The 14,206-nt window shown below is 71.4% G+C and carries 12 protein-coding genes and 1 tRNA gene; 9 read left to right on the top strand and 4 right to left on the bottom strand.

The features are described from left to right. Window positions 1-54: 54 nt before the first annotated feature. The 8 genes from GQF42_RS13015 (at window position 55) to pyk (ending at window position 9,716) form a co-directional block, all read left to right on the top strand. Window positions 55-945 (top strand): helix-turn-helix domain-containing protein, encoded by an 891-nt coding sequence (locus GQF42_RS13015; protein ID WP_158919792.1) that lies wholly within the window; start codon window positions 55-57, stop codon window positions 943-945. A gap of 33 nt (window positions 946-978) precedes the next feature. Beyond that, window positions 979-1,326 (top strand): chorismate mutase, encoded by a 348-nt coding sequence (locus GQF42_RS13010; protein WP_158919791.1) that lies wholly within the window; start codon window positions 979-981, stop codon window positions 1,324-1,326. Between the two features lie 284 nt (window positions 1,327-1,610). Continuing rightward, window positions 1,611-4,121, top strand: a complete 2,511-nt coding sequence (gene pepN, locus GQF42_RS13005) for an aminopeptidase N (protein WP_199272666.1) — start codon at window positions 1,611-1,613, stop codon at window positions 4,119-4,121. 200 nt (window positions 4,122-4,321) lie between these two features. Next, complete coding sequence (locus GQF42_RS47240) at window positions 4,322-4,609, top strand: hypothetical protein (RefSeq protein WP_325100324.1); 288 nt, start codon at window positions 4,322-4,324, stop codon at window positions 4,607-4,609. A gap of 261 nt (window positions 4,610-4,870) precedes the next feature. Then, window positions 4,871-5,077, top strand: coding sequence for a hypothetical protein (locus tag GQF42_RS47235; RefSeq protein ID WP_325100323.1), 207 nt, complete (start codon window positions 4,871-4,873; stop codon window positions 5,075-5,077). Between the two features lie 166 nt (window positions 5,078-5,243). Then, window positions 5,244-6,620, top strand: a complete 1,377-nt coding sequence (locus GQF42_RS12995; protein WP_233273334.1) for a pyridoxal phosphate-dependent decarboxylase family protein — start codon at window positions 5,244-5,246, stop codon at window positions 6,618-6,620. Beyond that, complete coding sequence (locus tag GQF42_RS12990) at window positions 6,617-8,032, top strand: lysine N(6)-hydroxylase/L-ornithine N(5)-oxygenase family protein (RefSeq protein ID WP_158919789.1); 1,416 nt, start codon at window positions 6,617-6,619, stop codon at window positions 8,030-8,032. The genes GQF42_RS12995 and GQF42_RS12990 overlap by 4 nt, the downstream gene beginning before the upstream one ends. Window positions 8,033-8,261: 229 nt before the next feature. Continuing rightward, entirely contained in the window at window positions 8,262-9,716 is a 1,455-nt protein-coding gene (gene pyk, locus GQF42_RS12985) for a pyruvate kinase (protein WP_158919788.1), read from the top strand. A gap of 94 nt (window positions 9,717-9,810) precedes the next feature. Here pyk and GQF42_RS12980 read toward each other — a convergent pair. After that, a tRNA-Leu gene (locus GQF42_RS12980) sits at window positions 9,811-9,885 on the bottom strand. A gap of 100 nt (window positions 9,886-9,985) precedes the next feature. Here GQF42_RS12980 and GQF42_RS12975 point away from each other — a divergent pair. Then, on the top strand, window positions 9,986-10,642 hold the full coding sequence (locus tag GQF42_RS12975; protein ID WP_158919787.1) for an ANTAR domain-containing response regulator: 657 nt from the start codon (window positions 9,986-9,988) through the stop codon (window positions 10,640-10,642). A gap of 68 nt (window positions 10,643-10,710) precedes the next feature. On the opposite strand, the gene GQF42_RS12970 is transcribed toward GQF42_RS12975, so the two are convergent. Genes GQF42_RS12970 through GQF42_RS12960 form a run of 3 tightly spaced genes read right to left on the bottom strand, consistent with a single transcriptional unit; the run spans window position 10,711 to window position 14,203 of the window. Further along, window positions 10,711-11,427 carry an ABC transporter ATP-binding protein gene (locus GQF42_RS12970; RefSeq protein ID WP_158919786.1) on the bottom strand — a complete coding sequence of 239 codons (717 nt, stop codon included), beginning with the start codon at window positions 11,425-11,427 and terminating at the stop codon, window positions 10,711-10,713. Continuing rightward, on the bottom strand, window positions 11,424-12,347 hold the full coding sequence (locus tag GQF42_RS12965) for an ABC transporter ATP-binding protein (protein ID WP_158919785.1): 924 nt from the start codon (window positions 12,345-12,347) through the stop codon (window positions 11,424-11,426). The genes GQF42_RS12970 and GQF42_RS12965 overlap by 4 nt, the downstream gene beginning before the upstream one ends. Window positions 12,348-12,352: 5 nt before the next feature. Further along, window positions 12,353-14,203, bottom strand: coding sequence for a branched-chain amino acid ABC transporter permease (locus GQF42_RS12960; RefSeq protein WP_158919784.1), 1,851 nt, complete (start codon window positions 14,201-14,203; stop codon window positions 12,353-12,355). Window positions 14,204-14,206: the final 3 nt, after the last annotated feature.

Raw genomic sequence — 14,206 nt, 5'->3', positions numbered from 1 at the left:
AGATCGGCGTTGCTTGGACAAACGTCGGCGGGTGCGCGGCCGGGAGGAGCGCCGATGTACCAGACCTGGATGCGGTTCTTCAGCCCCCATCCCGTCCACCACCGCCTCGGCCTGGTCTGCCTCGGCGTCGGTCTCCAGCACGGCACGCTGCCCACGGTCGGCCCGCGCGTCCTCGACCACCACGTGGCCGTCGTGATCAGCTCGGGCGGCGGCTGGTACCGGGGCGCCGACGGCCGCCGCACGACCGTCACCGCGCCCGCGCTGCTCTGGCTCACCCCCGGAGTGCCCCACCACTACGCGCCCGATGCGGACACCGGCTGGGACGAGGGCTTCGTCGACTTCGCCGGGTCCGCCGCCGCCACCTACACCGAACTCGGCTACATCGAACCCGAGCGGCCCGTCGTCCCGCTCTCCGACGCCTCCGGGCCCCGCGCGGTGATCGCCCGCATCGTCCGCGCCGCCCGCCGGGGCAACCCGCTGCTGGAGGTGGAGACCGGCGCCGCCGTGCACGAGCTGCTCGTCGCCCTGCGCCGGGCCCGCGCCGATCTCGCCCCGGACGGCGACCAGGTGCTCGAGGCCCTCGCCCGGGACGCCTGCACCCCGATGAGCGTCGCCGACCACGCGCGCGTGCACGGCATGACCCCCGCCGAGCTGCGCGGCGCCGTCCGCCGGGCCGCCGGGTGCAGCCCCAAGGACTACCTGCTCGGCATCCGTCTGGCCCGCGCCAAGGAACTCCTCGCCGCCACCGAGCTGCCCGTCGCGGCCGTCGCCCGGCGGGTCGGCTACGACGACCCCGCCTACTTCTCCCGGCTGTTCACGCGCCGTGTGGGCCTCGCTCCCGTCCGCTTCCGGGCCCAGCAGGGCCGCAGCGTCCCCGGAGGCTGGAGCGACCGGGTCCCGGACCCCGACGACCCCCCGATGATCCACTCTCCGGACACCCCGTAGACGCAGGCCGCAGAACGCATAGGGTTGACGGCCATGACCACCAGCAATACCGGCACCGGTGACGTGGAGCCCCAGGTCCGCCAGGAACTGGAGCGGCTGCGCGACAGCATCGACAACATCGACGCGGCCGTCGTCCATCTGCTCGCCGAGCGTTTCAAGGCCACCCAGCAGGTCGGGCGGCTCAAGGCCGTCCACCAGCTGCCGCCCGCCGACCCGGCCCGCGAGTCCCGCCAGATCGAGCGGCTGCGCCGCCTCGCCGAGAACGCCAAGCTCGACCCGGCCTTCGCCGAGAAGTTCCTGAACTTCATCATCGCCGAGGTGATCCGGCACCACGAGCGCATCGCCGAGGACACCGCCAACGCCCAGCCGACGGACGACTGACCCCGAACGCCGCCCCCGGCGTCCGGCAGGGCGGCCGGGGAGCGGACGGGCCAGCGGGGGAGCGGGGGAGGCGCGTACGGGGGAGCAGGGACGGCGCGTACGGGCGCAGCCGGATCGGACCGGGCCCGGTGGGTCACGGGTGCGGGGTGGGCCGGTCGGGCGCGGTGAGGCGTGGGCGCGGGCGGGCGCGGTGGGCCGGGCGGACCCGACCGGCGATCCGGACATATGGCGTGAACCAGTCCACCCCCTGTGCGCTGTCAGTGCGATCAGGCAGCATGGCCTGCATGTCCGTACTCACGCGCGACGAAGCGCAGCTCCGAGCACAGCTCCTCGACGTCCACCGCTACACGGTCGAACTGGACCTCACCACCGGGGACGAGACCTTCGACTCCCGCACCGCGATCCACTTCACCGCGCGGTCGGCCGGGGACACGTTCGTCGAGCTGAAGCCCGCCGAGCTGCGCACGGTCACGCTCGACGGACAGCCCCTCGACCCGGAGTCGCTGGACGACGGCCGGCTGCCGCTGAAGAACCTCACCGCGGGCGAGCACGAGCTGCGCGTGGACACGGTCATGCGCTACTCCCGCACGGGCGAGGGCATGCACCGCTTCACCGACCCCAGCGACGGCGAGACGTACGTCTACACGCAGATGTTCATGGACGACGTCCAGCGTGTCTTCGCCGCCTTCGACCAGCCCGATCTGAAGGCGGTCTTCGAGGTCTGCGTCACCGCGCCCGAGGGCTGGACCGTCCTCGCCAACGGCATCACCGAGCAGCGCGCCGACGGCGTCTGGCAGGCCGCGCCCACCCCGCTGATCTCGACCTACCTCGCCGCCGTCGCGGCGGGCCCCTGGCACTCGGTGCGCACCGAGCACCGCGGGCTGCCCTTCGGCATCCACTGCCGCCGCTCCCTCGCGCCCCACCTGGAGGCGGACGCCGAGGAGATCCTCGACATCACGCGCGCGTGCTTCGACCGCTACCACGAGAAGTTCGAGGAGCCGTACCCCTTCGACTCCTACGACCAGGCGTTCGTGCCCGAGTTCAACGCGGGCGCCATGGAGAACCCCGGCCTGGTCACCTTCCGCGACGAGTTCGTCTTCCGCTCCGCCGTCACCGACACCGAGCGGCAGACCCGTGCCATGGTCATCGCGCACGAGATGGCCCACATGTGGTTCGGCGACCTCGTCACCCTCAAGTGGTGGGACGACATCTGGCTGAACGAGTCCTTCGCCGAGTACATGGGCTACCAGACCACTGCCGAGGCCACCCGGTTCACCGACCCCTGGACCGAGTTCGGCGTCACCCGCAAGGCCTGGGGCTACGACGCCGACCAGCGCCCGACCACCCACCCGGTCGCCCCCGAGAACGTCGACGACACCGCCTCCGCGCTGCTCAACTTCGACGGCATCTCCTACGCCAAGGGCGCCTCCGCGCTGCGCCAGCTGGCCGCCTGGCTGGGCGAGAAGGACTTCCTCGCCGGCATCAACACGCACTTCGCACGGCACAAGTTCGGCAACGCCACCCTCGCCGACTTCATCGACTCCCTCGCCTCCGCGACCGACCGGGACGTGCCCGCCTGGGCCGACAGCTGGCTGCGCACCACCGGCGTGGACACGCTCACGCCGCGCATCGCCTCCACCGACGGCGGACGCACCCTCAGCGTCGACCGCGCGGGCAGCCGCCCGCACCGCCTCACCGCCGGTGTGTACGACCGCGACGTCACCGACGAGAGCCGACTCGTGCTGCGCACGCGCCTGGACCTGGACGTCCCGCAGAGTGCCCCGCAGCCCATCGGCAAGCGTCCCGCGCTGCTCCTGCTCAACGACGGCGACCTCACCTACGCCAAGATCCGTTTCGACACCGAGTCCTTCGAGGCGGTGCACGGCGCACTGTCCGGGCTGCCCGACCCGCTCACCCGCGCGGTCGTCTGGAACGCCCTGAGGGACGCCGTGCGCGACGGCGAACTGCCGCCCGCCGCCTACCTGGAGACGGCCCGCGCCCACCTGCCGCGCGAGACCGACCTGGCCCTCGTCCAGGGTGTCCTCGCCTTCGCCTCCGGCCAGGTCGCCGACCAGTACCTGAGCGTGCAGGACCGCCCGGCCGCCCTGGCCACCCTCACCTCGCTCTGCCGCGACCTGCTGCGGCGCACCGAGGACGGCGACCACCCCGGCCTGCGGCTGATCGCCGTACGGCATCTGGTCGGCGTCGCCGCCCACCCCGACACCATCGCCGCCTGGCTCGCCGACGGCACCGTGCCCGGCGGGCCGGAACTGGATCCCGAGCTGCGGTGGCACATACTCGCCCGGCTCGCCGTCCTCGGCGCCACCGACGAGGCCGAGATCGCCGCCGAGCTGGAGCGGGACCCGAGCGCCACCGGCCAGGAGGGCGCCGCCCGCTGCCGCGCGGCCCTGCCCGACCCGCAGACCAAGAGCGCGGCCTGGGCGGCCATGTTCGCGGGCGACGAGCTGTCCAACTACCTTTTCACGGCCACCGCGCAGGGCTTCTGGCAGCCTGAACAGGCCGATCTGGTACGGGAGTACGTGCCGCGTTTCTACGCGGACGCGGTCGCCGTCAGCGCCCGTCGCGGCCCGGCCATCGCGCAGGCCGCCGGGCGCTGGGCCTTCCCGGCCCATGCGGTCGACGCCGAGAACCTGGACCTCGGCGAGGCCTGTCTGCGCGACGCCGACCTCACGCCGGCCCTGCGCCGCACCCTCGCCGACCGCCTCGACGACCTCTCCCGCGCCCTGCGTGTGCGCGACGGGCAGGAGGCGCCCGGCGGGACGCGGGAGGCCTAGGCGGAGGCGGCGGGCGTAGGACGGGAGACGTAGGACACGGCCGCGCCCTGACGGTGATGCGGCGGGGCGGCGGCCTTCCTGGGCCCGGGCAGGAGTGTTCCACCCAACCTCAGGAGGCAGCACCGTGATCGCAGTGACCGGAGCGACCGGCAACGTCGGCCGCGGCCCTCGTCGCCCGTCTCCTCGCCGCAGGGCGGCCCGTGCGCGCACTGACCCGTGATCCGCAGCGGGCCGCACTGCCCGACGGGGCCGAGGTGGTGCGGTTCGCGCCGGACGCCCCGGCCGCCGGGTTCGCCGGGGCCACCGCTCTCTACCTGTACGCGCAGGTCGGCACGCCCGAGTTGCTCCGGGCCGCCCGCGAACAGGGGGTACGGCATGTCGTCCTGCTCTCCAGCGCCATCATCGCGCCGGGTGCCGACGAGACCCACCCCATCCACGTCCTGCACGCCACCGTCGAGCAGCACCTCCGCGACAGCGGTCTGACCTGAACCTTCCTGCGGCCGGGCGCCTTCGCCACCAACGCCCTCGCATGGGCACCGCAGATCCGCGCCGCGAACACCGTCCGCGGCATCCACGCGAACGCTCTCTCCGCGCCCATCCATGAGGACGACATCGCGGCCGTCGCCGAACGGGCCCTGCTCGACGGTGGGCACGAGGGCGCCGTCCACCGGCTGACCGGGCCCGCGGCGACGAGCAACGCCGAGCAGGTCACGGAGATCGGCGCGGCCGTCGGCCGGGATCTGACCTTCGTGGAGGCGGACCCGCGCGAGGCGGGCCCGGAGCTGTTCCCCCACGCGCCGCCGCAGCTGCTCGAACGGCTGCTGCAGAGCTTCGCGGACACCGCCGGTGTGCCCCCGGAGATCACCGACACGGTGGGCAGGCTCACCGGCGTCCCGGCCCGCACCTTCGCCGAGTGGGCCCGGGACCACGCCGGGGACTTCGGCGCGCGGGCATAATCCCGACGCATTTTCCCCGCACGGCAGTACCCACTTTCGGGTTCTGATCGTCGGTCTTTCGGGACACACGGGCTGCTTCTTGTACAAGCTGGAAGTCCATCCGCAAGCCGGAAGCACCCCGGCGGCGGAGACGCCCGACGGGCAGCCCAGGAGCGGAGGACGGCCGATGCGCGGTGACGACCCTCTGCCCACCGCGCCCCTCGCCTCGGGCCCCCGCGCCGCCGATGTGCTGCGGCCCCTGCTCGGCACGGTCCTCGACGCGCTCGCGGCCGGTGGCCGGGCCCGCGGCGGGCCGTTGCCCGCCGGTGGCCCCGAGGCGGTCGCCACGCGCGTCGCCGACGTACTCGGCGATGTCCTGCCCGACCACGGCGACCCGGACGCCCTCCGCGCCCTCGTGCAGACCCTCGCCGAGGGCGCCGCCGACCCCGCGGACCCGCTGTGCGCGGCCCATCTGCACTGTCCGCCGCTCGCCGTGGCCGCGGCGGCCGACCTCGCGGCGAGCATCCTCAACCCGTCGCTGGACTCCTGGGACCAGGCCCCGGCCGCCGCCGCCCTGGAGGCCGCGGTGACCCGCGCGCTCGCTCACACGGCCGGTCTCGCCGACGCCCTGGTCACCACCGGCGGCACCGAGTCCAACCAACTCGCCCTGCTGCTCGCCCGCGAGGCGCACGGCACCGGCGTCCGGCTGGTGTGCGGGGCGGGCGCCCACCACTCGCTGCCGCGCGCCGCCTGGCTGCTCGGCCTGCCCGACCCGGTCGTGGTGCCCGCCCCGAGCGGAGTGCTGGACCCGGCCGCCCTGGACAAGGCCCTCACCACGCTTCCCGGTCCGCTGCTGGTCGCCGCCACCGCCGGGACCACCGACACCGGCCTCATCGACCCGCTGCCCGAGATCGCGGGCCTGTGCGCCGCCCACGGCGCCCGGCTGCACATCGACGCCGCCTATGGCGGAGGTCTGCTGTTCAGCGACCGCCACCGTGAGCGGCTGGCCGGACTCGAGGCCGCCCACACCGTCACCCTCGACCTGCACAAGCTCGGCTGGCAGCCGATCGCCGCCGGTCTCCTCGCCGTCGCCCGGCCCGCCGAACTCGCCGTACTCCACCAGCGCGCCGACTACCTGAACGCCGACGACGACACCGAGGCCGGATTCCCCGACCTGCTCGGCCGCTCCCTGCGCACCACGCGCCGTCCCGACGTCCTCAAGATCGCCGTCACGCTCAGGACCCTGGGCCGCACCGGACTCGGCACTCTGGTCGACCAGGTCTGCGCCCGCGCGCGCGAGTTCGCCGCGCTGGTCGAGGCACATCCCGGCTTCGAGCTGTACGGCCGGCCCGTGATCAGCACGGTGCTGTTCCGGCCCGCGGGTGCCGACGACGACACCGTGGCCGCCGTACGCCGCCGGCTGCTGCACGAGGGCAGGGCCGTCCTCGGGCGGGCCCGGCCCGACGGCCGGCTCTGGTTCAAGGCTACCCTCCTCAACCCCCACATCCGGCCGGACGACCTGGCCCGGCTGCTGAAATCCGCAGAAGAAGGCACCTCCGTATGACCATCCCCCCGCAGCACGAGTCCGCATCCCCCCGCGACCTGGTCGGCATCGGCATCGGACCGTGCAACCTCTCCCTCGCCGCCCTCGCGCACCCGCTCGCCGAACTCGACGCCGTCTTCTACGAACAGCGCCCCGGTTTCGACTGGCACCCCGGCCTGCTCATCGAGGGCGCCACCATCCAGGTGCCGTTCCTCGCCGACCTGGTGACCCTCGCCGATCCGAGCAGCCCCTGGAGTTTCCTGCACTACCTCAGGACCTGCGAGCGGCTCTTCCCCTTCTACTTCGCCGAGCGCTTCCACATCCAGCGCGCCGAGTACGACGCCTACTGCCGCTGGGTCGCCCAGAGCCTGCCCGGGCTGCACTTTCGCCACCAGGTCGACTCGGTGCGCTGGAACCCCGAACGGGACGTGTTCGAGGTCGACTTCGCCCAGCTCGACGCCGAGGGCGAGGTCGAGTCCCTGGGCCGTACCCACACCCGCAACATCGTCCTCGGTGTCGGCACCGCCCCCCATGTGCCCGACCCGCTCAAACCCCTGGTGGACGCCCCCGGCGTGCCCGTCATCCACGCCGCCGACTATCTCGACCACCGCGACAGCCTGCTGGCCGCCGAGCACGTGACCGTCGTCGGCTCCGGACAGTCCGGCGCGGAGGTCTTCCTCGACCTGCTCCGCCACCGCCCGGCAGGCCGCGAGAGGCTGCACTGGATCGGCCGCAGCGAGGCGTTCGCACCGATGGAGTACTCCAAGCTCGGTCTGGAGCACTTCACGCCCGACTACACGCGCTACTTCCACGGCCTCACCGAGCCCGTCCGCGACCGGCTGGTCGCCGCGCAGTGGCAGCTGCACAAGGGCATCGACGCGGGCACCCTGGCCGCCATCCACGACGAGCTGTACCGGCGCACCGTGCACGGCAGCTGGCCCGACGCCGTCCTCACCCCCGGCGTCCGGGTCCGCACGGCCGGCCGGATCGCGACGACCAAGGTCGAACTGCATCTGGAGCATCTCCAGCAGGGCAGCCGTTCCCGCCTCACCACCGACGCCGTCGTGCTCGCCACCGGCTACCGCGAGCGCCCGCTCGACCGTATCCTCGCCGGACTCGACCCTTACATGCGCCGTGACAGCAGCGAACGCCCGCGCATCGACGCGGAGTTCCGGCTGGTCCTCGACCCCTCGGTCATCGGCTCGGTCTACGTCCAGAACGCCGAGCTGCACACCCACGGCGTCGGCGCCCCCGACCTGGGCCTCGCCGCCTGGCGCAGTGCCACCATCCTCAACTCGCTCACTGCAAAGGAGACTTATCCGCTGCCCGTCCGAACTGCCTTCACCAGCTTCGGACTTCAGGACGCCCTGTCCCCGGTGCCGCAGGTCCCCCGGGCCGCACTGCGGCTGACGCCCCTCGCCGACGGACAGTGATCGCGCGCCGGGCCGGAAGGCGTCCGCCGACGGCGGTGTCGGCGCATCCACGCCGCGTGGATTCTGATCTGAACATTCCCCATGGCCCCAGCTTTTCCGGGAGGAGAATTCGCTCATCGGAGCGAGTGGCCGCACAATTCAACACTTGTCAACATCCCTTTACTCAAAGGTTGTTGAGTGGTCATGTGGGGCCGACTATCTACCGGCGGGTAAGGCCTAGGCTCGACGTATGCGCCGAGCAAAGATCGTCTGTACTCTGGGGCCCGCCACCGATTCGTACGACCAGATCAAGGCACTGGTCGACGCCGGAATGGATGTCGCCCGGTTCAATCTCAGCCACGGCACCCATGCCGAGCACGAGGAGCGCTACCGGCGGGTGCGCAAGGCGGCCGACGAGACCGGCCGCAGCGTCGGTATTCTCGCCGACCTTCAAGGTCCGAAGATCCGGCTCGGTCACTTCGGCGAAGGCCCCGTACTCCTTGAACGCGGCGACGAGTTCACCATCACCGTAGAGGAGGGCGTCGAGGGCGACCGCCACCGGTGCGGCACCACCTATGCCGGCCTCGCCGCCGACGTCGCCCCGGGCGAGCGCGTCCTGGTGGACGACGGCAAGGTCTGCCTGGAGGTCACCGCCGTCGACGGTCCCCGTGTGCACACCCGGGTGGTCGAGGGCGGCATGGTCTCCGACCACAAGGGCCTGAACCTCCCCGGCGTCGCCGTCTCCGTGCCCGCCCTGTCCGAGAAGGACGAGGCGGACCTGCGCTGGGCCCTGCGCACCGGCTTCGACGTCATCGCCCTGTCCTTCGTGCGCAGCGGCCACGACGCCGAGGACGTGCGGCGCATCATGGCCGAGGAGGGCCGCCGCCTGCCGGTGATCGCCAAGGTCGAGAAGCCGCAGGCCGTGGAGAACCTGGACGGCATCGTCGCCGCCTTCGACGGCATCATGGTCGCGCGCGGCGACCTGGGTGTGGAGATGCCGCTGGAGCAGGTGCCGATCGTGCAGAAGCGCGCGATCAAGCTCGCCCGGCGCAACGCCAAGCCGGTCATCGTCGCCACCCAGATGCTCGACTCGATGATCGAGAACTCCCGCCCGACCCGCGCCGAGGCCTCCGACGTGGCCAACGCGGTCCTCGACGGCACGGACGCGGTGATGCTCTCCGGCGAGACCAGCGTCGGAAAGTACCCGGTCGAGACCGTGCGCACCATGGCCAAGATCGTCGAGGCGGCCGAGGAGGGCATGCTCGCGGCGGGCCTGCCCCCGCTGACCGAGCGGAACAAGCCCCGCACCCAGGGCGGCGCGGTCGCCCGGGCCGCCGCCGAGACGGGCGACTTCCTCGGCGCGAAGTTCCTGGTGGCGTTCACCCAGTCGGGAGACACCGCCCGCCGGCTCTCCCGCTACCGCTCGCCGATCCCGCTGCTCGCGTTCACCCCGGAGCAGGCCACCCGCTCCCAGCTCAGCCTGACCTGGGGCGCGGAGACCTTCCTCGGCCCGCACGTCGACTCCACCGACGCCATGGTCGAGCAGGTGGACGAGCTGCTGCTCAAGTACGGCCGCTGCGAGAAGGGCGACGTCGTGGTGATCACGGCCGGCTCCCCGCCCGGGGTCCCCGGCTCGACCAACCTGGTCCGGGTTCACCACATCGGTGAGGACGACAGCCCTGAGGAACCCAAGGAACCGAAGTGATCAAAGCAACCGAAAAAAGGGCCTCTCACCGGAGGGGCCCTTTGACATATTTGCCTTTTGCTCGCCTAGGCTGACCTTGGAATCCAAGGAAAAGTGCCCCGGGTCGGACTCGAACCGACACTGTACGGGTTTTGAATCCGTTGCCTGCTGCCAATTGGGCTACCGGGGCTCGCAGAATCAAAGGTTTCCCCCGACCCTCCGCGCGTCCACCATACCGTAGCTAGGTAGGCTCTTGTCAGCAGTACCCCTGCCCTGAACGAGGAGCCCCCGTGACCGCCGAGTCGCCCCAGCCCGTAGACGCGCCCGACGAGGACAAGTCGCACGTGCCTCCGCTGACGACCCGTGTCGTCATCGCCGAGGACGAGGCCCTGATCCGGCTCGACCTGAAGGAGATGCTGGAGGAAGAGGGGTACACCGTCGTCGGCGAGGCCGGGGACGGCGAACAGGCCGTCGAGCTGGCCCGCGAGCACAAGCCGGACCTGGTCATCCTGGACGTGAAGATGCCCAAGCTGGACGGCATCTCCGCGGCCGAGAAGATCGCCGAGGAGTCCATCGCGCCGGTCCTGATGCTCACCGCCTTCTCCCAGCGCGACCTGGTGGAGCGTGCCCGGGACGCCGGTGCCATGGCGTACCTGGTGAAGCCGTTCAGCAAGAGCGACGTCGTACCGGCCATCGAGATGGCCGTCTCCCGCTTCACCGAGCTGAAGCAGCTGGAGAAGGAGGTCGCCGACCTCACCCTGCGCCTGGAGACCCGCAAGCTGGTCGACCGGGCGAAGTCCATCCTGCAGACCGAGTACGGCCTGACCGAGCCGGCCGCCTTCCGCTGGATCCAGAAGACCTCCATGGACCGCCGCATGTCGATGCAGCAGGTCGCCGAGGCGGTCATCACGGACAGCGAGGAGAAGAAGTCCGCGAAGAAGGACTGAGCGGCACGCTGCGTACGACGCGGCCCGCGCCCGGGAGAAGAGGGGCGCGGGCCGCGTCGTCGTACCGGTCAGTCCTCGCCCAGGTACGCCTTGCGCACGGACTCGTCGTGCAGCAGATCCTGCCCCGTGCCGGACAGGACGATCGTGCCGACCTCCATGACATGACCCTGGTCGGCCAGTGACAACGCGGCCTGGGCGTTCTGCTCGACCAGCAGGATCGTCGTGCCCTGGGACTTGAGTTCGGCTATCGTCGCCATGATCTTCTGCATCATGATCGGCGACAGACCCATCGACGGCTCGTCCAGCATCAGCAGCTTGGGCTGGGACATCAGCGCCCTGCCCATCGCCAGCATCTGCTGCTCACCGCCGGAGAGGGTGCCCGCCGCCTGCTTCCTGCGTTCCCCGAGGATGGGGAAGAGGTCGTAGGCGCGCTGGATGTCCTGCTCGATGCCGGGCTTGTCGCTGCGCAGGAACGCCCCGAGGCGCAGATTGTCCTCGATGGTCATGCGCGGGAAGATGTGCCGGCCCTCGGGGGAGTGGGCGAGGCCCAGCGCGACGATCTGGTGGGCCGGGACCTTCTTCAGCGACTTGCCGCCGAACCGGATCTGCCCGCCGACCGGCTTCAGCAGACCGGACAGCGTGCGCAGGGTGGTGGTCTTGCCGGCGCCGTTGGTACCGATGAGGGTGACGACCTGGCCGGCCTCGACCGTGAAGGAGATGCCCTTGACGGCCTCGATCTTGCCGTAGGCGACCCTCAGATCCTCGACTTCGAGCAGTGCGGTCATCGGTCGTTCTCCTCGCCTGGCGCGGCGTCGGTCGTGTTCTCGGTGTCCGCCTCGGCCTGTGCCTCGGCGGCCTCGACCTCGGCCACCTCCTCGTCGCCGGGCGCGTTCTCGAAGGGCTCGCCGAGATAGGCCGCGATCACGCGCTCGTCGCCCTGGACGGTCGCGCTGTCGCCCTCGATCAGCTTCTCGCCCTGCACCAGGACGGCGACCCGGTCGCAGAGGTTGAAGATGAAGCGCATGTCGTGCTCGATGACGAGGACGGCGATGCCCTGGTCCCGGATGGCGAAGACCAGCTCCTCGGTGGCCCGGGTCTCCTGCGGGTTCATGCCGGCCGTCGGCTCGTCGAGCAGCAGCAGACCTGGCTCGCTGGCCAGCGCGCGGGCGATCTCCAGCTTGCGCTGCTCGCCGTAGGGCAGGTTGCGGGCGAGGTGCTCCGCCTTCCGGTCCAGGCCCACGAACCGGAGCAGTTCCATGGCCCGTTCGCGGGAGGCCGCCTCGGCGCGGTGGAATCCCGGGCCGCGCAGCAGCGCCGACCACAGGCCCTCCCTGGTGCGGGTGTGCCGGCCGACCAGGACGTTCTCCAGCACGGTCATGTTGGCGAACAGCCGGATGTTCTGGAAGGTACGGGCGATGCCGGCCGCGGTGACCTTGAAGGACTTGGGCGGCAGCACCTGGTCCTTGTAGCGGACCTCGCCCTCGGTGGGCACGTACAGGCCGGTCAGGCAGTTGAAGAAGGTCGTCTTGCCGGCGCCGTTGGGGCCGATCAGCCCGACGATCTCGCCGCTGTTCACGGTCAGGTCCACATTGCGTACGGCGGTCAGTCCGCCGAAGCGCATGGTCACGCCGCGGGCGTCGAGGACGACCTCGCCGGAGGCGGAGGCGCCCGGGGTGGGCTCCTGGGTGGTGGTGTCGGTGGTCATCGTGGTCAGGCCCCTGCCTTGCTGAGGACGGCGGGCGCGTCGGCCTCTTCGTGGAACTCGAGCTGGCGGCGCCGGTTGGGGATGAGGCCCTCCGGGCGGAAGCGCATCAGCAGGATGAGAGTGACGCCGAAGGCGAAGAGCTGGTAGTCGCCCAGGAACTGGAGCTTGGCCGGGATCAGGTACAGCAGGGACGCACCGACCAGCGGTCCGGAGATGGTGCCCATGCCGCCGAGGACCACTGCGGCCAGCAGGAAGGCCGAGTTGGGCGGTACGGCGTAGGCGAACTGGTACTGCTCCGGGGTCACCGTGTAGGTGACGTGGCCCTGGACGGAGCCGGAGAGACCGGCCAGGCACGCGCCGAGCGCGAAGGCGATGAGCTTGACCCGGAAGCCGTTGATGCCCATGGCGAGCGCGGCGGTCTCGTCCTCGCGGATGGCGACCCAGGCCCGGCCGATGCGGGAGTCGCTGCTGCGCCGGAACACGACGACCACGATGAGCGTGATGACCAGCATCAGCAGCAGGTAGTTGGCGAACCGGCCGATGGTGGAGCCGAGGATCTGGTGCTGCTGGCCGAAGTCGAAGCCGAGGATGTTCAGGTTCGGGATCGAGGAGATGCCGTTGGAGCCGTTGGTGACGTCCGGACCCGAAGTGCCGTCCAGGTTGAGGACGGTGATCCGGAAGATCTCACCGAATCCGAGCGTCACGATGGCCAGGTAGTCGCCGCGCAGCCGCAGGGTCGGGGCGCCGATGATGACGCCGAAGATCATGGCGACGACCGCGCCGAGCAGCGCCGACGCCCAGAACGGCCACTGCACGTGCAGCGGCGAGGACGGCGAGCCGGAGACCAGGGCCGCGGTGTAGGCGCCGACACCGAGGAAGGCGACGTAACCGAGGTCGAGGAGACCGGCGAGGCCGACGACGATGTTCAGGCCCAGGGCCACGGTCGCGAAGATCAGGATGTAGACGCCGATCGTCGCGTACTGGTCGTTGGTCTGGGTGAACGGGAAGGCCGCGGCGGCGACGAAGGCGCCGGTCATGGTGATGTTCCGGTGCTTCGCGGTGATCGCCGAGACACGGGCCACGAGCCCCGCCTTGGAGAGCGCGGCGAAACCGAAACCGGCGGTGATCAGGAAGCCGACGAACAGTTCGTCGTACGGCGTGCCGACGCCGTAGCTGAAGACGATCAGGCCCACGGCCATGGCCGCGACGATGACGAGGATCTCGGCCCAGGCGGGCAGCGGCCGGGCCGGCGCGGGGGTCTCGGCGGCGAAGGCCGCGCGGAACGTGCTCCAGCCCTGCCGGCCGCGGTGCTTGAACAGCTCCATGCCGGTGTCGTCCGGGTCGATGGGTTCCGGCTCCGGCCGGGCGAACGGGAGGGCCAGCGCGCCGAGCAGGGCGACGAGCGTGGCGATCGCGACGACGAAGCCGCCGGGATCCAGGTTCACCAGGCCGCCCAGCTCCGCGCTGATGGCGATGACGGTGTACCAGGCGGTGCCGAAGGTGCCGACAGCGGCCATCTTGAGGGCGGCGTCGGCGCTGCCGGGCGTCAGCCGGTCAAGGCCCTTGACTCCGTAGGAGGCCAGGCCGAACAGGGTGGTGAGGATACCGCCGATCAGCACCAGGACCTGCAGGCCGCCCGGGTAGCCGTAGACCGTGAGGTCGCCGGGGAAGTCGGTGGTCCAGGTCCAGGACATGAACGTGGAGACGATCGCGAGGGCGCCGCCGCCGGTGGCGAGGGCCCGCCCGAGCGGGGCCGGCAGCCCGACCAGACCGGAGCGGGCGGTCGCCGTGGTGCCCGAACTCTCCGCCGTGTCTGGGGACTTGGGGGACTCGGACGGTGTGGTCTGTGTGGTCATCGC

The organism is Streptomyces broussonetiae, assembly GCF_009796285.1.
Lineage (GTDB): Bacteria > Actinomycetota > Actinomycetes > Streptomycetales > Streptomycetaceae > Streptomyces > Streptomyces broussonetiae.
This window is presented reverse-complemented; position numbering and strand designations above follow the sequence as displayed.

Excerpts from the sequence above, each read along its gene's own strand:
- pyk (WP_158919788.1), top strand. The coding sequence starts at position 8,262 with ATGCGCCGAGCAAAGATCGTCTGTACTCTGGGGCCCGCCACCGATTCG.
- pepN (WP_199272666.1), top strand. The coding sequence starts at position 1,611 with ATGTCCGTACTCACGCGCGACGAAGCGCAGCTCCGAGCACAGCTCCTC.
- GQF42_RS12990 (WP_158919789.1), top strand. The coding sequence starts at position 6,617 with ATGACCATCCCCCCGCAGCACGAGTCCGCATCCCCCCGCGACCTGGTC.
- GQF42_RS13010 (WP_158919791.1), top strand. The coding sequence starts at position 979 with ATGACCACCAGCAATACCGGCACCGGTGACGTGGAGCCCCAGGTCCGC.
- GQF42_RS12960 (WP_158919784.1), bottom strand. The coding sequence starts at position 14,203 with ATGACCACACAGACCACACCGTCCGAGTCCCCCAAGTCCCCAGACACG.
- GQF42_RS12970 (WP_158919786.1), bottom strand. The coding sequence starts at position 11,427 with ATGACCGCACTGCTCGAAGTCGAGGATCTGAGGGTCGCCTACGGCAAG.
- GQF42_RS12995 (WP_233273334.1), top strand. The coding sequence starts at position 5,244 with ATGCGCGGTGACGACCCTCTGCCCACCGCGCCCCTCGCCTCGGGCCCC.
- GQF42_RS12965 (WP_158919785.1), bottom strand. The coding sequence starts at position 12,347 with ATGACCACCGACACCACCACCCAGGAGCCCACCCCGGGCGCCTCCGCC.
- GQF42_RS13015 (WP_158919792.1), top strand. The coding sequence starts at position 55 with ATGTACCAGACCTGGATGCGGTTCTTCAGCCCCCATCCCGTCCACCAC.